Raw genomic sequence first — 18,188 nt, 5'->3', positions numbered from 1 at the left:
CATTCACTCCTCCGGACGGACAGCACGCCCGTCCTCCACGGTCTGTCTGCCCCGGCAGAACAGCTTCCTCAGATTGTAACCGCAGTCCAAAACCGCGATATCGGCATCCGCGCCTGCCCGGAGCGTTCCTTTTCGCGGATATAACTTCAGTATTTTCGCGACATTTTCCGTCACAAAACGGAACGCGGTTTCCGGCAGGACCCCCTTCTCGAGGATACAGCCGCGGATATCGTCAAACAGCTCCTGAATCTTCCCCACTCCTCCTGTCGGGACGCTTCCGTTCGAGTCGGAACTGACGGTGACCCTGGAAAGGTCCATCCCGCTTTTTACCAATATTTCGATTGCGTCCGGAACGGGGATCCCATGCGTCTCCCCGGCCGTCAGGTCAATATTTCCTCCCGCTTTACAGTATTCCATTGCCTGTGTGAACAACTCCCGCTGACGGTTGACATGCGTCGGAACAAACATTTCCATCGGCAGATCCGTCTGGTCCAGAATATCCCGAAGCAGACCCAGCCCTCGTTTTCCCTCTCCGAGATGGATATGGACGACGCCCGCCTTTCCGGCGATCATCCCGCCGGCGTGGACGGCCGAGGCAAGTTCCGCCAGTTCCGATACGCTCGGCTGGGAGGAGCGGTGATCGGCAATCGCGACCTCCCCGACGCCGATCACCTCATTCACCATGATCAGGTCATGAAGGATGTTCTGGGTCAGAGAAGCCATGGGAAAAGTATAACCGCCGGAATAGATATAAGCGGTCAGTCCCGCTTTTTGAAGGCTTTTTGCCTTCGCAAAAAGATTTGCGGGATCTTTGGTACAGCTGTCAAAGCCAAGAAGGCCGACCAAAGTGGTCACGCCCGACAAAAAAACATCGTCGGCAGCAATGTCCCCGATCCTGCTGGCAAACCCCTGTTCGCCTCCGCCCCCCACAATATGGACGTGCTGGTCGATCAAGCCGGGAAATGCTTTTAGCCCTCCACAATCAATAATCCGGTCAAGAAACGGGCAGTTTCCCCACCTTCCAACCGGATCGATACTTTCTATTTTGTCTTCCGCGATTAATATATCCTTTTTCCCGCTGTACTGCGGGCAATAACACTCAGCGTCTTTCAGAAGCGCAATCATGGCAACCTTCCGTCCTTGTTATTCGCAGGATAGTTTTTGCGAACGAACGGTTTTTATACTTAAAAAGCTTTGCCTTTGGATGTTTTCAATCGCCGCAGCCGTTATCGGCGGATTTCCCGGACTGCAAAAAACCCCGGCCGCTTTTCCAGCAGCCGGGGGTTTTTTGCCGCGATTATACAATCGTATCAAGAACACTCGTTTCCGTCGAATTTTGCGCCTCCGCAGATGTCGCGTTCTTCTGTTCCTGTGCGGAAGCTGATCTTTGCTGGTTTTCAATCTGCTGAATCTGTCTTTCAATCGCCGAGATCTGCTGCTGGTACATCTGGACCAGCTCGGAGTTTTCGTCTGATGAATTTTTCTCCAGGTCTTCCAGTTTTTCCTGCAGTTTCTTCTCCTGTTTTTCCAACTGTGAAATTTCCGTTTGACTGTTTGAGCTGCCGCTCGTACCGGCGGCATAATAGCCGGATGTTCCTGAAATTGATGATATGGCCAAAACGATTCATCCCTTCCTGCTGTTCTTATTAGTATTATCGGCACCGGACGAGAAAACATTATATGAAAACAATGAGAGCATGATGAGATTACAGGTGAGTTTCCATATCCCTGTCAATCAAAGAATTCATATACGCATTCAGGCTCATGCCCAGCGACTCCGCCCGCGCTTTGATTTGAGCTTTCCGTCCTTTTTTTACCCTGAAGATGACATCGTCCATTTTTTTCAGATATTTTCGATTGGCTTTTATTCTTGCTTCGCTCATCATGTCACTCATTCCCATTCGTTTTTAATTCTAGACGGCACTTTATTTCAACTCCTTTAATATAGAAAAAGATTATGAATAATTCTATGGTAAAAAAATGAATGCACTATATCCAAATGATGAAAATTTCATAAAAGCAGTGGGACAAAACACTCGATAAAAGTTAAAAGACACTGAAATGCATCGGAATTCCTCTCTCAAATTACAATTTCGCATTCCGCAGTGCAATATTGACAAGCTTCGCGGCAAAAACATATGATAGAGCAGTCCTCTAGGAAAGAAGGGATTTTTGAGATGTGCTGCTGGCTGATTCCTCTGCTGGCTTTTGGCGGCTGTGGCTGCCGCTGTGGTTGCCGCTGCAGATGCCGTTGTGGATGCCGCAGATTTTAATTGACTGAGCGGCACGGTGTCCCGCCGGCCGGGCGCCGTGCCGCACTAATTTTTCTTTGTAATCGACAGCCGGCGACAATTTCCACCCTTGAAGACTATATTTTTTTTTATTATACTATAGTCGGGACACAGGAAAGAAAGGTGAAAATGATTGGAGAAAGGATGTCGTACATGAAAATTCTTGTACCAAAAAATGAAGTGGAAAAAAAGCTGTTACAGGCCCGAAACGGCAATTTGATTGAGTTCTGTATCGTCCCTTCTCAGTTCGATTCCGGCAATTTCAGTCCGGCCTTTCTGCACCTCGGCGCTGTACATAACGACGGGACCTATGAAGATCTGGAAAGCATTTACGAATACAGGAAACTGAAGCTTGTAAAGCCGTTATGAACTTCTGGTTTCGGGTGCCAAAGATCTCCGTTCAGCACCTGTACCGCTGATCAAGCCGTGTACGGAACAGCGTTAAGAAATGCATAAGGCAGCAATAAAGAACGACGCAAACGGTTGATACGAAATCGGTATCAGCCGTTTTTTGTTCCGGGCCTCTCGGTTCGCCCCCAGCCGCCGCGCCGGTTCAAACGGAGGGCACAAAACACCGCCTGCTGCAAAAAGGAACCCGTCTCCCGCATGATGCGGGAGACGGGTTCCAAGGACTTATTTTTCCCAACAGGCCGGCCTCCGGCTTTCCGAAGCTCAGCAGTCTATTGCTCTCTTTTGATGTTAAACATCCTGCGCAGCAAAAAGCTCCAGAATTTCGAACTCCGTACGACGACAACCTTCATGAATGTATCCCTCCCGGAAATATGTTCAGCACCCTTTGAAAAGTGCGATGCCCAACGTGATGATGATAATGGACGCTAAAAGCATGATCAGTCCCATAGGGCAAAAGCAGGAAAGGAGTAATCCCAAGCCAAACGCCACAATATAGTGCGCCCAGCTTTTTGTATCGATCTTGTGCCTGCCTCCCATATGCTCACCGCCCCGGCGCAGTTTTAAGTTCTAATAACAGTATATACAGCGGCGGGAAATGTGTGCTAAAGAGAATTTAGGACTGGACCAGAATCAGGGCATCACCGCCATGCACGGAAATGCGCGCCTCCTCCGCTTCGATCCGGTTGCTGACACCGAGAGGGTCGTCCGAATGAAGAACCGCCTTTGTCAGCGGATATTTCATTCCGATATAGCTGACCCGGCAGGCGGGACAGCCAAATGGAAAGACCGAAACAGTGGCGCCTTTCATCCCGTCTAGGGTCAGCCTTCCCTCCGTAATTAAAAAAAGTTTACTGTTTTCTCCAACCAGGACAGCCTTGCAGCCCTGATGGCACAGATATTGAAGGACGCAAAGATTCGCGAAGGAATGGTCAAAACGCTCGCCGCCCAGCCCGCCAAGCAGTACGAACTGCCGGAATCCGCGGCGGATTCCCTCCTTTACAGCCGCGAGAGTATCGGTTTCGTCCTTTTCAACTTTCAGCCGGATGGTCTGCACTCCTTCCGGAAGTGCTCCCCGGTAGGAGTCGAAATCGCCGATGATCAGGTCCGGCCTGATATGAAAGCGGTTGGCGTTTTCAAGTCCGCCGTCGGCACAGATCACATAACAATCCCCCGGATGATATTCTTCAAAAATTTCCTTTCTTTCCATCGGCACCGAACCGATCACCATACAGATCACTTTTTGTTCCATTCCTTGATTCCGTCCATTTCCCGATACATTGCCGTATAGCTTTCGTGTCTCGACTTGCTGATTTTGCCGTCTTCGACCGCCTGCAATACGGCGCAGCCCTTCTCACGGGTATGGGAGCAGGAGGAAAAACGGCATTGCTTGAGATAAGGGGCAAACTCCGGAAAGCAAAGCGGCAGGTTTCCCTTGGCAATGCGGTCGCTTTTTTCCAGCGTGATGGAAGAAAAACCGGGTGTGTCGGCCACATAGCCTCCGCCGTCCAGCTTCAGAAGCTGGACCTTCCGGGTCGTGTGCCGGCCCCGCCCAAGTTTGCGGCTGATTTCGCCGGTCTGGAGATTCAAACCTTGAAACAGGCTGTTTAACAGCGTGGACTTCCCAACCCCGGAATTCCCGGTAAAGGCCGTCGTCTTTCCCGCGAGGATCCGCAGCACGTCCTGCAGCCCCTCTCCCGTCTGGCAGGAGACGCTGAACCGGCGGATCCCTGTGTTGGAATAAATCTCTTCAAGCGATTCCACCGGCATCAGGTCGGTCTTGGAAAACACAAGCGCCGGTTCGATCCCCTTATCCAGGGCGGCGGCAATCGCCCGGTCCGTGTTCAGCAGGTTCGGCGACGGCTCGCAGGCCGAGACGACAACGACCAGCTGGTCCAGATTCGCGACCGGAGGCCGGAGCAGAAAGTTCCGGCGCGGCAGAATCTCGTTCACGGTTCCCGTGCCGTCCGGCTCTGCGGAGATGGCGGCAAGATCCCCAGCAAGCGGCGTCACGCCGTTTTTGCGGAAGATCCCCCGCGCCCGGCACTCATAAATCCGACCGGCGGCTTCCACTGAATAGAAACCGCCGATTCCCTGTAAAATCAGTCCCTGCATCATCCGGTCAGTCATTTGGTGAAACGCTTCCGCCGGAAGCCGCCCCGCCGGATGAAGTATTGGGGTCCACATAATCCGTGGACCACTCTCTTTTGCCCTCTCCCGTGTCAAAATTCAGGGAATAAATGTTGTACTTGCTTCCGTCCAGCGTGATCGTCAAGGTCTGAACGCCGCTGGCTCCGGTAAAATCAAGCTGACACACATCGTTATAGGATGGATTGACCGTTTTGGTCACATTCAGGTCATTGCCAAGATAAGCCTTCAAAACAATGTCATGCGTCACGTTTTTCGGAAGCTGAACGTAAATGGTAACCTTTTTTTGCGCCGGTCCGGAACTGACGAAGAGGTTGACCGTGCTGCCCTCGTCTACCTTCACTCCGTTGAGCGGGTCGGTCTCAATCACGGTCCCGGCCGTCTGGTCGCTCGCCTGCTGCTTTACCGTGCCAACCGTCAGGCCCGCGTCCGTAATCATTGTTTTGGCGTCCTCCAGCGTGCGGCCCGCCACATTCGGAACGGCGACCTTTTGAATTTCCTTTCCGGAACTGACGTAAACATAGATCACGTCTTTCCCCACCGTGACCTCCGTCTTAGCCGGCGGATCCGTACGGACGACGGTTCCTTTATCGACCGTATCGCTCGCAACCGTCTGAACTTTATAGTCCAGCCCCAGCTTTGTGAGGGCGGCCTCGGCGTCCGCCTGGGCGTTGCCGGAGTAATCGTCCAGCGTCAGCGTCTGTCCTCCGCTGCTCACGGTCAGCGTAACGGTCGCGTTTTCCTTCACCGTCGTTCCGGCCGGCGGGGATTGGTCAAGGATCTTGCCCGCTTCCGCGTCCGGGTCGCTTTTCTGCTCCTGCTTGAACTGGAAATGATAGGTCGAGCCGCTGCTGACCGAGTTCAGCACGTCGTCGATGTTCTGGCCCTTATAATCCGGAAGCTTGACGTCCTTCGGGCCGGAGTTCAGGCTGTGCACCAAAGCCGCTACGCCGAAGCTGATGGTCACGATCAGAAACGCGGCGGCGATTCCGGCAATGACCAAAACGGCAACCGGCCTCTTCTTCCTCCTTACGGGTTCTTCCAGTTCTTCCTCATAGTCGTAATTGTCGTTGTATCCGGGCTGTTCGGTGTTTTTCACGGAATTGATCGCATCGATATATTTGGTCGGCTTCTCATCGATAAAATACTTATACTGGAACCTCGTGCTCGGATTCCGCCGGAACACCTCGATGTCCCGCAGCATCTCCGCGGCGGACTGATAGCGGCGCTCCGGATTCTTCTGCATCGCCTTCAGCGTGATTTCCTCCAGCCCTTCCGGAATGGACGGGTTCAGCTCCCGCAGCGGCTTCGGGTCGGTCTGAAGCTGCATGATGGCGACGGAAACGGCGTTATCCGCCTCAAAGGGAAGCTGGCCGGTCAGCATCTCATACAGCATGACGCCGACGGAGTAGATATCCGTCTTCTCGTCGGTCAGGTCTCCCCTCGCCTGCTCGGGCGCGATATAGTGGACGGAGCCGATCGCCTTGTCCGTCATGGTGCGGGTCTCGCTGCGGGAAAAACGCGCGATTCCGAAATCGGTCACCTTAATGGTTCCGTCCTGAAGCAGCATGATGTTCTGCGGCTTGATGTCGCGGTGGACGATCCCTTTCTCATGCGCGTGCTGAAGGGCACGCAGAATCTGAACGGTAAAATGGATGGCTTCCTTCCATTTAATCCGCTTCTGCTGGTCCAGATATTCCTTGAGAGTGATTCCGTCGATATATTCCTCAACAATATATTGAATTCTGTCGCCGAAACTGACGTCGAACACTTTCACAATATTGGGATGGGACAGGACGGCGATCGCTTTCGACTCGTTCTTAAAGCGCCGGATGAAATCTTCGTTGCCAAGAAACTCATCCTTCAGTATTTTGACAGCCACAGCGCGGTCGTCGATCGTATCGTAGGCACGGTATACGACCGCCATGCCTCCGACGCCGACAAGTTCATGTATCTCGTAGCGGCCGTCAAGCCGCTTGCCGGTGTATTTATCCATGCAATCAACTCCTTAACGGCTCAGTTTTCAATGACGGTTACCGTGATATTGTCACTTCCACCCGCCTGTTTGGCAAGAGCAACCAGCCGCGCGGTCAGATCATCAGCGTCCGATTCTTTCGCAAGGAGAAAAATCTGTTCCTCATCAAGATAATTCGTCAGTCCGTCCGTACAGATCAGGAGGCGGCTGCCGGCCGAAAACGGAACCTCGCAGTAATCCGCCTGAAGAAAAGGGTCCACGCCCAGCGCCCGGGTAATGATATTCTTCTGCGGGTGCTTCTTTGCCTCCTGAGCGGTCAGGTCCCCCTTATCCACCATCTCCTGAACCATGGAATGGTCGGTGGTCAGCTGCCGGATCTCATCCGGGGTAATCAGGTAAGCCCGGCTGTCGCCCGCGTGGACGATGTGCGCTACGCCCCGGGATACCACGGCGACCACCACGGTCGTTCCCATTCCGCTCAGCGTCTCGTCGGCGCCGGCGCGGGCGTGAACCGCATCATTCGCGTTCAGAACCGCATCCGAAATCAGGCTTTGGATTTCGACTTCACCGATCTCCGCGGAATAGCCGGTCAGAATCCGCTCGGAAATGCGGTCCACGGCAATGCCGCTGGCAACGCCGCCCCCGTTCGCGCCCCCCATCCCGTCGCAGACAACCGCCCAGGCGGCTCCGTCCGGAAGGATTCCGCTGTTACAGGCATCCTCATTTGATTTTCTGACAAGGCCAACATCACTTTTACTGAAAATTCTCAACATTGGCCACCTCCTCTTTGAATCTGCGTTTCAGCTGGCCGCAGGAAGCCTCGATATCCGCGCCCAGCGTCCTGCGCACCGTGGCGGTAATTCCATGATTTGACAACGCCGCTTCAAATGCGTGCAGACGCTCCTGTGAACTTTTGCGGAACGCAGATCCGCTCACCGTGTTGACCGGAATCAAATTCACATGACACAGAATTCCGCGCAGCCTGCGGGCAAGCTCCGCGGCGCATTCCGCGCTGTCGTTGACCCCTCCGATCATGGCGTATTCAAAAGAAATGCGGCGCCCCGTCAACTCGGCATAATACCGGCACGCCCGAAGCAGCTCCTCCAGATTCCACCGGTGGCCCACCGGCATGATCCGGGAACGGATCGCGTCGTTCGGCGCATGCAGAGAAACCGAGAGAGTCAGCTGATATCTCTTTTCGGCAAGATCATAGATTTTGTCCACAAGTCCGCAGGTGGACAGGGAAATGTGACGCATCCCGATCTTCATTCCCTCTTCCGAGGAAACCAGATCCAAAAAGCGGAGCACCGCTTCGTAATTATCCAGAGGCTCGCCCATGCCCATCAGAACAATATTGGAGATCCGTTCCCCCGCGTCCCGCTGAGCCGCCTGAACCTGGGAAAGCATTTCAGAAGCCGTCAGATTGCGGGAAAAACCGCTTTTCCCGGTTGCGCAGAACGCACAGCCCATTTTGCAGCCGACCTGCGTGGAAATACAGATCGTCCGCCCGTGATGATAGCTCATCAGCACGCCTTCGACCATTTCCCCATCGTTGAAACGAAACAGATACTTGACCGTATCATCCAGCTTTGAACAATATTTTCGCTCGATCCGGGCGGCGGCTATGTAATATTCGTCCGCCAGCCGGGCGCGAAATATCTGTGGAAGGTCTGTCATTTCCTCGAAATCGAAAACGCCTCTGTGTAGCCAGCGGTACACCTGCAACGAGCGAAAAGCAGGCTGACCGGCAAAAGCCGCTTTCATTTCCCCAAGTGTCATCGATTTCAGGTCCGTACGGTTCAAATTATCCTCCTAATTTCTGCGGAACGCAGCGACAAAAAAACCATCCGTGCCGTGAAGATACGGCAGAAACGTCATTTGATTTTCAGGTTCCTCCACCTCGCGCCGGAACGTCTGCGGCAAAGAAAGCGGAAGAGGCTCGAACTCCGCGTGACCTGCCAGAAAGCGGTCCGCCACCGCTCCGTTTTCCGCGGGGTTTAAAGTGCACGTGCTGTAGAAAAGGACCCCGCCCTTTCGCACCAATCCGGACGACTTACACAGAATAAGGTACTGCAAATCAGGCAGACTGTCAATAGGCCCCGGCGATTTAAAGCGAATCTCAGGCTTGCGCCTTAAAACGCCCAGCCCGGAACAGGGGACGTCGCACAGGACGCGGTCCGCCGGTTCGGGGCCCTCTTTTGGGTCCGCCGCATCGCGGACGCCGGCCTCCACACAGGAAAGGCACAGTCGGCGCGCTCCCTCGCGGATCAGACCGGCCTTCTTCGGATATTTGTCATAAGCAAAAATCCTTCCGCGGTCTCCCATCCGCTCCGCAAGCGTAAAGGCTTTGCCGCCCGGCGCGGAACAGACGTCCACGACCGTTTCCCCGGGCCGAGGATCAACGAGGGCGCAAAGAATCTGGGAGGAAAGGTCCTGGATATGAAGCAGTCCGTCCCGGTAACAGCCGCTGTCCGCGAATTCCATTCCCTTTTCCAGCCGGATCGCTTGCCCGGGCCACGGAACCGGAACGGCGTCAATTCCTTCGCCCCGAAGCCTTTCGATTAATTGTTCCTCCCCGATGCGCGTATTATTCACGCGCGCGTAAAGATCGGGCTTCTTCGTCATGCTTTCCAGCAGCCGCAAAGCCATTTGTTCCCCATAGGCCCCGTTCCAGAGCGAAACGATCCATTCCGGGCAGGAGTATTCCACGCTGATCCGCCGGAGCGGTCCCGTTTCCGGCCTGAACGCGGGCAGTTTCCCGCCGCTCCGGACAAAATTCCGGAGAACCGCGTTGACAAAGCCGGACGCGCGTTTGGCCCCGCAGGTTTTCGCCAGGCTGACCGACTCGTTGACCGCCGCGGAAGCGGGGATCTTATCCAGGTATAAGATCTGATACGCGCCCATCCGCAGAAGCTCAAGAGCGACCGGTGATATTTTCTCCAGCGGGATACTGGAAAAGCGCCCGATCACGTAATCCAGCGTGATCCTGCGCTCCAGAACTCCATAAAAAATTGTTGTCGCCAGCGACCGGTCGCGCGGCTCCATCGCGGCGCCTGAGAGCAGATGGTCCAGAACCAAATTGGAATAGGCGCCCTGGGAATCGACCCGAAGGAGGGCCTGAAGCGCCGCCTCGCGCGCACCCGTCATCAGCGGCGTCCCCTTCTGTCGTTTGCCATCAAAAGAAAGCGGAGCAGCGTCAGCAGCGCTGTAAAACTGGCCGCGAGATAAGTCATCGCCGCCGCCCGCAAAACTTTTTTCGCCCCTTCCAGCTCATCCGGATAGAGAATTCCCGCATCGTTCAGAGCGCGGATGGCGCGCGAACTCGCGTTGAACTCAACCGGAAGGGTCACAAGCTGAAACAGGACGACCAGGCTGTACAGGATAATGCCGGTGTAAACGATAAAATCATACTGCACGGGCAGAATCAGGCCGATGATAATCAGCGGCATCGAAAGGCCGGACCCGAAATTGGTAACGGGCACCAGAGCGGTGCGGATTTTATTCGGGAAGTAGCCCTCGGCGTTCTGGATCGCGTGGCCGGCCTCGTGCGCCGCCACGCCGACGGCCGCAATGGAAACGGAGGAATAGACGGATTCCGAAAGACTGATGGTGTCGTTGCGCGGATCGAAGTTGTCCGTGAGATTTCCCGCCACGCGTTTGAGAAACAGGCGGTTCACGCCGCCGAAGCGCGCGACGCGCTCCGCCGCCTCCGCTCCGGTGATCTGGTTCATCGTGCGGACCCTGGAATACCTGGCGAATGTCGAATTGACCCGGGACTGCGCGATCAGGGTGACGATCAGCGCGGGCACCATGATCCAGAAATATGTATAATTAAAGTAATAGAATCCGTACATCTTTTCGAACCTCCTTTAACTGTTTCCCAAAGTAGCTCCCTGCGCGGGATGCCCGCGCAGAAAATCCGATCCCGGCATTTTTTTGCCGCCCTCCGGCTGAACTTCCAGCAGTTCCAGAACGGTTCCGCCGCCGCAGACGACTTTTAGCTGGCCGCCCGGAAGGATCTGCCCCGGAATCCCGTTTCCGGTCCCCGCCGGGCGGGTGCGGTGAACCTTCAGCTTTTTGCCCTCAAAAACCGTGGAGGCGCCCGGCCACGGAGAGAGGCCTCTCACCTGGTTGTGAATCTGATCCGCCGCGCGGGTCCAGTCGATCGGCGAACGCTCTTTGGTCAGCATGGATGCATAACTTGACTTCGCGTCATCCTGCGGAACCGGAGTGACGGTTCCGTGCTCCAATTCAGACAAAGTACGGACAACCAGCTTCGCGCCGATCCCTGCAAGCCGGGCGGTCAGCTCGCCGGAGGTTTCCTCCGTGCCGATTTCCGTCCGGTCGCTCAGAAGGATGTCCCCCGTATCCAGCCCCTCGGCCATCTGCATCGCGGTCACGCCCGTCACGGTTTCGCCGTCCAGCACGGCCTGCTGAATCGGGGCCGCGCCGCGGTATTTCGGCAAGAGGGATGCATGCACGTTCACACAGCCGAAACGCGGCAGATTCAGAATATTTTTCGGAAGAATTTTCCCGTAAGCCGCCACGACGATCACGTCCGGCCGGATTCGGGAGATGATTCCTTCCGCTTCGGTTCCGCGCAGCGAATCCGGCTGAAATACCGGAATTTCCTTTTCCAGCGCCAGGACTTTGACGGGCGGCGCCGTGAGAATCTGTTTTCTTCCGACCGGTCTGTCCCTGCGCGTGAAAACCGCCGCGATTTCGTGCCCCGCCTCGATCAACGCCGCCAGCGAAGGAACGGCAAACTCCGGGGTCCCCATAAAAATAATTTTCAACTTCAGTCCTCCGACGAACGCATGCGCTCCAGTTCTTCCCTCGTCAGCATCCGGACCACATGAGTCAGGAATAAAATTCCGTTCAGATGGTCGATCTCATGGCAGGAAGCCGTTGCGAGAAGGTCCTCCCCTTCGTATTCAAAGAACCTCCCGCTGCGGTCCTGCGCGCGCACTTTCACATGCTTGGGACGTTTGGTAATTCCCCACTTTCCGGGGATGGAAAGGCAGCCTTCCATGGACTCCTGCGCACCGGATTTCTCCAGGATCACGGGATTCACCAGTTCGCGCACGCCCTTGCCGTCCCCGACATCGATCACCACGACTCTGCGGAGAACGCCGACCTGGATCGCCGCCAGCCCGACGCCATTTGCCTCGCGGAGCGTGTCCGCCATGTCGTCCAGCAGGGTCCAGAGCCGGCGGTCGAACTTTTCCACCGGCCGGCATTTTTTATGAAGAAACGGATCTTCTTCCGTTATGATGTTCCTGATCGCCAATGTTATTCCCCCATTTTATAAAATTGTTTCCGGATTCATATCCGGAAACACCGTGATATCCGAATATTTCCTGTCGGACGAAAATTGGACCAGCAGTTCCGAAACCATCTGCCGGATGCGTTTATTGTCGCGGCATTTCACAATCAGTTTGTAACGGTACCGGTTGCTCACGCGCCCGATCAGCGCGGGGGACGGGCTCAGCACACGCAGCGGCTGATCCGCGTATTTCTCCCGCGCCGTCCGGCAGAGAAGCTGGAAAAAATCCCCGCTGGCCGCACGGACCCGCGTTTCCTCCCTGCCGACGAATCCAAACACGCAGAGATCGGAAAACGGAGGATACAGAAGCGATTTTCTCAATGAAATCTCACTGCGGTAAAACCCGTCATAATTCTGTTCCGCCGCAAGGCGGATGATATCGTTTTCCGGAGTATAGGTCTGAATAACCGCCTTCCCGGCATATTTGCCCCGTCCGGAACGGCCGACCACCTGCGTCAGCAGGTCAAACGCGCGCTCATAGCTGCGGAAGTCGTCGCCGTAAAGCGCCTGGTCCGCGGAAAGGACCCCGACGAGGGTGACGTTTTCAAAGTCGAGCCCCTTCGCGACCATCTGCGTTCCGACAATGATATCATATGCACCTTCGGAGAACTGTTTCAGTTTTTTGTCATAGGCGAACCGGGTCATGGTCGAATCCGCGTCCAGCCTTAATATCCGCGCGCCCGGCAGCAATTCCTCCAGCTGCTGTTCCGCGCGCTGGGTCCCAAAACCAGTGTAGCGCATCTGCTCCTCATGGCAGTTCGGGCATTCCCGCGTGAACGGAACCGAATACCCGCAGTAATGGCACATCAGCCGGTTGTTCGCGGCATGATAGGTCAGGGAGATGCTGCAGTTCGGGCACGCGGCGACATGCCCGCACGCCCGGCAGGAGGCAAAGGTATTGTAACCGCGGCGGTTCAGCAGGAGGATCGACTGCATTCCGTCCTGGAGATTCTCCCGCAGCGCCTGCGCGAGCTCCCCGCTGAGGATGCCGGCGTTCCCTTTTTCGATCTCCCCGTTCATGTCTACAATATCGACTTCCGGCAGCCGGGCCGGGCCGTAGCGTTCGGAAAGCACATTCAGGGTGTATTTCCCCGAGAGTGCGTGATAGCAGCTTTCGACGGACGGCGTTGCCGAAGACAGCACCAGAAGGCACTTATGATACGCGCACCGGTATTTCGCGGCCTCGCGGGCATGGTAGCGGGGAGAGGATTCGGATTTGTAGGTGCTTTCCTGTTCCTCGTCCATGATGATCAATCCCAGATCTCGAAAAGGGGCGAACACCGCGGAGCGCGTGCCGACGACGACGGAAGCATCTCCGTTCCGGACGCGCTTCCATTCGTCCAGCCGCTCTCCGAGGGAAAGTCCGCTGTGAAAGACAGCCACTCCCGCTCCGTAGCGCGCATGGAACAGGGAAACGGTCTGCGGCGTCAGAGAAATTTCAGGGACCATGACGATCACGCCGCGCCCGTCTTCCAGAACCCGGTCGATCAGCTTCATGAAAACCTGCGTTTTCCCGCTGCCCGTAATGCCGAACAGAAGGGAAACGCCGCCCTTTCCCTCGCGGTACTGCCCATACAGGTTCCGGTAAGCCCGCTCCTGCTCGGCGGTCAGCTTGACCGCCGGCGGAGAGGAGTCCGCCGGCCCCGAAACGGATCCATAGGGATTGCGGTATACCTCCGCATCGTAATACTGAGCCACGTCCTTTTTGACCAGGGCGTCGACCACCGCCGGAGTGACGCCGGCAAAATAACAGATTTCCTTGAGAGAAGCGCAGCCCGCGCTGCGAAGGACCTCCAGGGCGCATTTTTGTCTTGCCGTCAGCTTCGGCAGCTCCTGCGGTTCGGTGAAACGGACCATTTTCTGGACCGCGTCCCCAACCCGCCGGAACGCGCCGCTGTTTTTTCGGAGCAGCCCGTTGCGAAGCATCCGCTCCGGAATGCCGCTGTCCGGGGCAAGCCCGAGATCGCGCAGCAGCTTTTCGCGCTTTACGGCTCTGCGGTGCGACAGATAAGCGACGACTCTCGCTTCCTCCCCGTCCCCCGCTTTCGCCGCGATCTCATCGGCGGGGCCGGCCAGAAGATATTCCGTGCTGATCTGAAAAAGAACGCCTGCCGGCAGAAAAAGCCTCGCCGCATCAAAAAGCGTACAAAACGTATGCTCCCCGATCCACGGGATCATCCGGAGCGCTTCCTGCGTTAAAAGCGGTTCCCGGTCCAGGACGGATTCAATCGATTTCAGCTTCTGACCGGGTTCATCCCCCGGCTCGGGCCGCTCCAGTATGATGCCCTGCCGCTTTGTGTTCGCGGTGCCAAAGGGGACGAGAACGCGGCAGCCTTCCTTTGCTTCCGAGAGCAGCGAATCCGGGATACGGTAATCGAACGCTTTGTCAAAATGATAGACCGTATTCTCCACTGCGACTTTTGCAACGGCCACCGGGATCCTCACCTTTCAGCGCTGTTTTCACTCGTCCGTGTCATCGTTCGGCGTAGGTTTTTCTATCATGGTGAATTCATGGCTGACATATTCCTGAACCGCCAGCTCCACCGGCTTTTCCTCCAGAACCGTCCGGCTTTTTTCCGCGTTTTCCGCAATTTCCCGCGCGCGCTTCGAAATGGCAACCACCAGGGAATAGCGGCTCTGGTGCGGAGTAAGAATGAGATCGGCAATCGGTTTAATCATGATCTGTCAGTATCCTTTCAATCAGTTCTCGGTTTCTGCTCGAACGTTTCTTTTCCGCGGCAATGATCGCGCGGATCTGCGCGACCGCGGATTCCACGGTATCGTTGATGACGATATAATCGTAGTGGATCGCCTCAGGAATTTCCTTTTTCGCCTTCTGCAGCCGGCCCCGGATCACTTCGTCCGTCTCCGTGCCACGCTGCCGCAGCCGGTGTTCCAGCTCTTTCAGAGAGGGGGGCAGAATAAAAATACCCACCGCGTCCGGCCGCTTTCTTCTCACCTGCGCGCCCCCCTGGACCTCGATCTCCAAAACAACGTCCAGCCCCCGGGAAGTCCAGTCCAGAATGGGCCCAAGCGGCGTGCCGTAGCAATTGCCGCAGTACTCCGCGCTTTCCAGCATTTTCCCCGCGCCGGCCATTTCACGGAATCGATCCGGCGTCAGAAAAAAATACTCCTTTCCCTCCGTTTCACCGGGCCGAGGCGCCCGCGTTGTGGCGGAAACAGACAGACGGACACCGGGTTCGCCATCCACGAGGCTCTTGACCACAGTCCCCTTTCCCGTGCCGGAAGGTCCGGAAAGGATCAGCAGGAGGCCGTCATTCGCCATCGTCGTCGAGCTCCTCGTCCGAAAGTTCGTCGCGGTCGTTCAGGCGGTTTGCCACCGTTTCCGGCTGTACGGCGGAGAGGATCACATGGTCGCTGTCCGTAATGATCACCGCCCGGGTCCTGCGGCCATACGTTGCGTCAATCAGCGCGCCGCGCTCCTTGGCATCCTGGATAATGCGTTTGATCGGGGCCGATTCCGGGCTGACAATCGCAACAAGGCGGTTTGCGGAAACCATATTGCCAAAGCCGATGTTGATTAACTTCATAAAAATCCCCTTTTTGCAATCCTATTCAACATTTTGGACCTGTTCTCGGATTTTTTCTATCTCAGCCTTCATGTCCACAACCAGATGGGCAATTTCGGCGTCAACACATTTGGAACCGATGGTGTTCGCCTCGCGGTTCATCTCCTGGACCAGAAAGTCAAGCCTGCGGCCGACCGCCTCGCCGGACTCCATCAGGGAGAGAAACTGGCTCACATGGCTGCGAAGCCGGACCGTCTCTTCCGCGACGGAGACTTTGTCTGCAAAAACCGCCGCTTCCGTCACGACCCTCTGCTCGTCGATATTCGCGTCGGCCAGCATCTCATGCAGGCGGGCAAGCAGCTTTTCCCGGTATTCCGTCACCGTCTCCGGCGAACGTTTCTCCACGCCGGAAACAAGTTCCAGGACCGTTTCCGTCCGCGCCAGAAAATCGTCCCTCAAATGGCTTCCCTCCGCTTGTCTCATCGCCGAAAAAGACTGAAACGCCTCCTCAACGACCTGCCGGACGTCTTCCCAGACAGCCCCCTCGTCCTCCGGCGCCTGATGTACCGTGAAAAGATCCGTATAACGCGCCACCGCCATAACGGAGATGTCGTCCTTCAGCCCGTAGCACTCCTGGAGATCGCGCAGGGCGGCGATGTATCCCGAAGCCAGGGAGTGGTTCACTGTCACCTCCGTATCCGCGCTTTCCAATGTTTCCACGGAAACATACAAGTCTATCTTGCCCCTTGCGATCCGGTCCTGAAGAAAGGACTTCAGCTTTGTATCCAGAAAACCATACCCGCGGCTGATGCGGGAGGAATAATCAAAATAACGGTGATTGACGGACCGGATCTCCACCGCGATATCCCGCCCTCCGGCGATTTTCTCGCTTCTGCCGAACCCGGTCATGCTCTTGATCACTCTTATCATCTCATCTCTGTAGTCTTCCTATCTTGAATCATAGCGAAAATAGAAATGACTTATTCAAAAATAAATCATAATCCTATTTATTTTATCAGCTTTCCGTCCCAATTGTCAACTGCGGTTCAAAAAACCCGGAAACAAAAACAGCTCCGTGCAAAACAGACACGGAGCTGATAATTACGGTCAAACGGGATGGACCATTTCTTTCCGATCGGCGTGCCTGCCATCGATTCCGTACTTTTTTTCCGCACGCTTCTTAAAGAAATCCGTCGCCACCTTCGGGAACTGCGCGTAGGAAAGGACGTCTTCCTCCTGCTCGGTCCATTCGGCGCATTCCTTTCTCAGGTCTTCCAGCTCCGGTTTCAAAAGGTCCGCCGGGCGGCAGGTAATGCGCGGCGCGTCTCCGATGATCTTTTTCACGAAAGCGTCGTCAACCGGGACAGGGGTCGTGCCGTATTTTCCGGCCACCAGGTCTTTGAATTCGTTCGTGCACATCTTGTAACGTTCCCCGGTGATAATGTTGAACACGGCCTGTGTTCCGACGATCTGGGAGGTCGGCGTCACCAGCGGCGGATAGCCGGCATCTTTCCGCACGCGCGGCACTTCCTCCAGCACGGCCTCGAACTGATCCTCCTTGCCCGCCTGCTTCAGTTGAGACAGCAGGTTCGACAGCATGCCGCCCGGGACCTGATAGACCAGCGCTTTGGTGTTGGTCGCAAGCATTTTCGGGTCGAGAAGTCCGCTCTTGATATATTTGTCGCGAAGCGTCATGAAATATTCGCGGATCTCGTTGAGCAGAATCAGATCTAGACCCGTGTCGTAAGGCGTGTCCTTCAGCGCAGCCACCATGGACTCCGTCGGAACATGGGAAGTGCCGAGCGCGAGCGGGGACATCGCGGTATCCAGAAGATCCACCCCCGCTTCCACGGCCTTCAGCTCGCACATGGAAGCGAGGCCGGACGTATAGTGCGTGTGAAGCTGGACCGGGATTTTGACCGCCGATTTGATCGCCTTGACCAGATCGTAGGTCTTATAGGGCGTCAGCAGCGCGGCCATGTCCTTGATGCAGATGGAATCCGCACCCGCGTCTTCGATCCGTTTCGCATAATCCACATAGTACTGATCGGTAAACACGGGGCCGGTCGTATAGGAAATGGCAACCTGAGCGTGGGCCCCTTCCTTCTTTGCGGCCCTGATGGCGACGTTGAGGTTTTTAATGTCGTTGAGCGCGTCGAAAATTCGGATAATGTCGATTCCGTTCGCCACGGACCGCTGTACAAAATACTCCAGGACATCGTCCGCGTAATGCCGGTACCCCAGCATGTTCTGCCCGCGGAACAGCATTTGCAGCTTGGTGTTGGGACAATTTTTACGGAGCACCCTCAGACGCTCCCACGGGTCCTCGTCCAGAAAACGCAGACAGGCGTCGAACGTGGCGCCGCCCCAGCACTCCAGCGAATAAAAGCCGACCTGGTCCAGCTTGCCGAGGATCGGCAGCATATCGGAGAGAGGCATGCGCGTCGCAAGCAGCGACTGGTGCGCGTCGCGCAGAACCACTTCCGTAATTCCAATTTTTTTATTCATTT

Annotated in this window: 20 protein-coding genes; 1 reads left to right on the top strand and 19 read right to left on the bottom strand. The window is 55.8% G+C overall.

The features are described from left to right. Window positions 1-3: 3 nt before the first annotated feature. The 3 genes from iadA to EQM14_RS06365 form a co-directional block, all read right to left on the bottom strand. Complete coding sequence (gene iadA, locus EQM14_RS06375) at window positions 4-1,125, bottom strand: beta-aspartyl-peptidase (protein ID WP_128742164.1); 1,122 nt, start codon at window positions 1,123-1,125, stop codon at window positions 4-6. A gap of 172 nt (window positions 1,126-1,297) precedes the next feature. Continuing rightward, window positions 1,298-1,618: a FlxA-like family protein gene (locus EQM14_RS06370; protein ID WP_164918985.1), complete on the bottom strand. Its 321-nt coding sequence runs from the start codon at window positions 1,616-1,618 to the stop codon at window positions 1,298-1,300. A gap of 88 nt (window positions 1,619-1,706) precedes the next feature. After that, a complete protein-coding gene (locus EQM14_RS06365) occupies window positions 1,707-1,886 on the bottom strand; it encodes a hypothetical protein (RefSeq protein WP_128742162.1) in 180 nt (59 codons plus the stop codon). Window positions 1,887-2,444: 558 nt separating this feature from the next. Between EQM14_RS06365 and EQM14_RS06360 the strand changes: the two genes are divergently transcribed. Then, a complete protein-coding gene (locus EQM14_RS06360; protein ID WP_128742161.1) occupies window positions 2,445-2,660 on the top strand; it encodes a hypothetical protein in 216 nt (71 codons plus the stop codon). A gap of 417 nt (window positions 2,661-3,077) precedes the next feature. Here EQM14_RS06360 and EQM14_RS16315 read toward each other — a convergent pair whose 3' ends face one another. The 16 genes from EQM14_RS16315 to EQM14_RS06285 all read right to left on the bottom strand — a co-directional run bounded on the left by EQM14_RS16315 (window position 3,078) and on the right by EQM14_RS06285 (window position 18,186). Continuing rightward, complete coding sequence (locus EQM14_RS16315; RefSeq protein WP_164918984.1) at window positions 3,078-3,239, bottom strand: hypothetical protein; 162 nt, start codon at window positions 3,237-3,239, stop codon at window positions 3,078-3,080. Between the two features lie 76 nt (window positions 3,240-3,315). Next, complete coding sequence (locus EQM14_RS06355) at window positions 3,316-3,951, bottom strand: thiamine diphosphokinase (RefSeq protein ID WP_128742160.1); 636 nt, start codon at window positions 3,949-3,951, stop codon at window positions 3,316-3,318. Further along, window positions 3,936-4,829 carry a ribosome small subunit-dependent GTPase A gene (gene rsgA, locus EQM14_RS06350; RefSeq protein WP_243112672.1) on the bottom strand — a complete coding sequence of 298 codons (894 nt, stop codon included), beginning with the start codon at window positions 4,827-4,829 and terminating at the stop codon, window positions 3,936-3,938. Before rsgA ends, EQM14_RS06355 begins: the two co-directional genes overlap by 16 nt. Further along, complete coding sequence (gene pknB / locus EQM14_RS06345) at window positions 4,822-6,843, bottom strand: Stk1 family PASTA domain-containing Ser/Thr kinase (protein WP_128742159.1); 2,022 nt, start codon at window positions 6,841-6,843, stop codon at window positions 4,822-4,824. The genes rsgA and pknB overlap by 8 nt, the downstream gene beginning before the upstream one ends. A gap of 20 nt (window positions 6,844-6,863) precedes the next feature. After that, window positions 6,864-7,595: a Stp1/IreP family PP2C-type Ser/Thr phosphatase gene (locus EQM14_RS06340; RefSeq protein WP_243112670.1), complete on the bottom strand. Its 732-nt coding sequence runs from the start codon at window positions 7,593-7,595 to the stop codon at window positions 6,864-6,866. Next, window positions 7,576-8,625: a 23S rRNA (adenine(2503)-C(2))-methyltransferase RlmN gene (gene rlmN, locus EQM14_RS06335; RefSeq protein WP_128742158.1), complete on the bottom strand. Its 1,050-nt coding sequence runs from the start codon at window positions 8,623-8,625 to the stop codon at window positions 7,576-7,578. The genes EQM14_RS06340 and rlmN overlap by 20 nt, the downstream gene beginning before the upstream one ends. Window positions 8,626-8,634: 9 nt before the next feature. Further along, complete coding sequence (gene rsmB / locus EQM14_RS06330) at window positions 8,635-9,969, bottom strand: 16S rRNA (cytosine(967)-C(5))-methyltransferase RsmB (protein WP_243112668.1); 1,335 nt, start codon at window positions 9,967-9,969, stop codon at window positions 8,635-8,637. Next, the gene (locus tag EQM14_RS06325) at window positions 9,969-10,676 is read right to left on the bottom strand and encodes a zinc metallopeptidase (protein ID WP_128742156.1); all 708 of its coding nucleotides are present in this window, start codon (window positions 10,674-10,676) and stop codon (window positions 9,969-9,971) included. Before EQM14_RS06325 ends, rsmB begins: the two co-directional genes overlap by 1 nt. 15 nt (window positions 10,677-10,691) lie before the next feature. After that, on the bottom strand, window positions 10,692-11,618 hold the full coding sequence (gene fmt, locus EQM14_RS06320) for a methionyl-tRNA formyltransferase (RefSeq protein ID WP_128742155.1): 927 nt from the start codon (window positions 11,616-11,618) through the stop codon (window positions 10,692-10,694). 2 nt (window positions 11,619-11,620) lie between these two features. Beyond that, a complete protein-coding gene (gene def / locus EQM14_RS06315; RefSeq protein ID WP_128742154.1) occupies window positions 11,621-12,112 on the bottom strand; it encodes a peptide deformylase in 492 nt (163 codons plus the stop codon). A gap of 15 nt (window positions 12,113-12,127) precedes the next feature. After that, complete coding sequence (priA, locus tag EQM14_RS06310) at window positions 12,128-14,581, bottom strand: replication restart helicase PriA (protein ID WP_243112666.1); 2,454 nt, start codon at window positions 14,579-14,581, stop codon at window positions 12,128-12,130. Between the two features lie 27 nt (window positions 14,582-14,608). After that, a complete protein-coding gene (locus tag EQM14_RS06305) occupies window positions 14,609-14,827 on the bottom strand; it encodes a DNA-directed RNA polymerase subunit omega (RefSeq protein WP_128742153.1) in 219 nt (72 codons plus the stop codon). Continuing rightward, the gene (gene gmk / locus EQM14_RS06300; RefSeq protein ID WP_128742152.1) at window positions 14,820-15,434 is read right to left on the bottom strand and encodes a guanylate kinase; all 615 of its coding nucleotides are present in this window, start codon (window positions 15,432-15,434) and stop codon (window positions 14,820-14,822) included. The genes EQM14_RS06305 and gmk overlap by 8 nt, the downstream gene beginning before the upstream one ends. Then, window positions 15,424-15,699: an extracellular matrix/biofilm regulator RemA gene (gene remA / locus EQM14_RS06295; RefSeq protein WP_128742151.1), complete on the bottom strand. Its 276-nt coding sequence runs from the start codon at window positions 15,697-15,699 to the stop codon at window positions 15,424-15,426. Before remA ends, gmk begins: the two co-directional genes overlap by 11 nt. A gap of 21 nt (window positions 15,700-15,720) precedes the next feature. Beyond that, window positions 15,721-16,608 (bottom strand): YicC/YloC family endoribonuclease, encoded by an 888-nt coding sequence (locus EQM14_RS06290; protein WP_326975612.1) that lies wholly within the window; start codon window positions 16,606-16,608, stop codon window positions 15,721-15,723. Window positions 16,609-16,785: 177 nt separating this feature from the next. Next, window positions 16,786-18,186: an oxaloacetate decarboxylase subunit alpha gene (locus EQM14_RS06285; protein WP_128742150.1), complete on the bottom strand. Its 1,401-nt coding sequence runs from the start codon at window positions 18,184-18,186 to the stop codon at window positions 16,786-16,788. Between the last annotated feature and the right edge of the window lie 2 nt (window positions 18,187-18,188).

Origin of the sequence: Caproiciproducens sp. NJN-50, from assembly GCF_004103755.1 — a bacterium.
GTDB lineage: Bacteria > Bacillota > Clostridia > Oscillospirales > Acutalibacteraceae > Caproicibacter.
Note: the sequence above shows the minus strand (reverse complement) of the source record. Positions and strands in the feature narration are given on the sequence as shown.

Excerpts from the sequence above, each read along its gene's own strand:
- EQM14_RS06360 (WP_128742161.1), top strand. The coding sequence starts at position 2,445 with ATGAAAATTCTTGTACCAAAAAATGAAGTGGAAAAAAAGCTGTTACAG.
- EQM14_RS06340 (WP_243112670.1), bottom strand. The coding sequence starts at position 7,595 with ATGTTGAGAATTTTCAGTAAAAGTGATGTTGGCCTTGTCAGAAAATCA.
- pknB (WP_128742159.1), bottom strand. The coding sequence starts at position 6,843 with ATGGATAAATACACCGGCAAGCGGCTTGACGGCCGCTACGAGATACAT.
- EQM14_RS06355 (WP_128742160.1), bottom strand. The coding sequence starts at position 3,951 with ATGGAACAAAAAGTGATCTGTATGGTGATCGGTTCGGTGCCGATGGAA.
- remA (WP_128742151.1), bottom strand. The coding sequence starts at position 15,699 with ATGAAGTTAATCAACATCGGCTTTGGCAATATGGTTTCCGCAAACCGC.
- EQM14_RS16315 (WP_164918984.1), bottom strand. The coding sequence starts at position 3,239 with ATGGGAGGCAGGCACAAGATCGATACAAAAAGCTGGGCGCACTATATT.
- EQM14_RS06305 (WP_128742153.1), bottom strand. The coding sequence starts at position 14,827 with ATGATTAAACCGATTGCCGATCTCATTCTTACTCCGCACCAGAGCCGC.
- rsmB (WP_243112668.1), bottom strand. The coding sequence starts at position 9,969 with ATGACGGGTGCGCGCGAGGCGGCGCTTCAGGCCCTCCTTCGGGTCGAT.
- gmk (WP_128742152.1), bottom strand. The coding sequence starts at position 15,434 with ATGGCGAATGACGGCCTCCTGCTGATCCTTTCCGGACCTTCCGGCACG.
- EQM14_RS06285 (WP_128742150.1), bottom strand. The coding sequence starts at position 18,186 with ATGAATAAAAAAATTGGAATTACGGAAGTGGTTCTGCGCGACGCGCAC.
- EQM14_RS06325 (WP_128742156.1), bottom strand. The coding sequence starts at position 10,676 with ATGTACGGATTCTATTACTTTAATTATACATATTTCTGGATCATGGTG.
- rsgA (WP_243112672.1), bottom strand. The coding sequence starts at position 4,829 with ATGACTGACCGGATGATGCAGGGACTGATTTTACAGGGAATCGGCGGT.
- EQM14_RS06365 (WP_128742162.1), bottom strand. The coding sequence starts at position 1,886 with ATGATGAGCGAAGCAAGAATAAAAGCCAATCGAAAATATCTGAAAAAA.
- iadA (WP_128742164.1), bottom strand. The coding sequence starts at position 1,125 with ATGATTGCGCTTCTGAAAGACGCTGAGTGTTATTGCCCGCAGTACAGC.
- EQM14_RS06290 (WP_326975612.1), bottom strand. The coding sequence starts at position 16,608 with ATGATAAGAGTGATCAAGAGCATGACCGGGTTCGGCAGAAGCGAGAAA.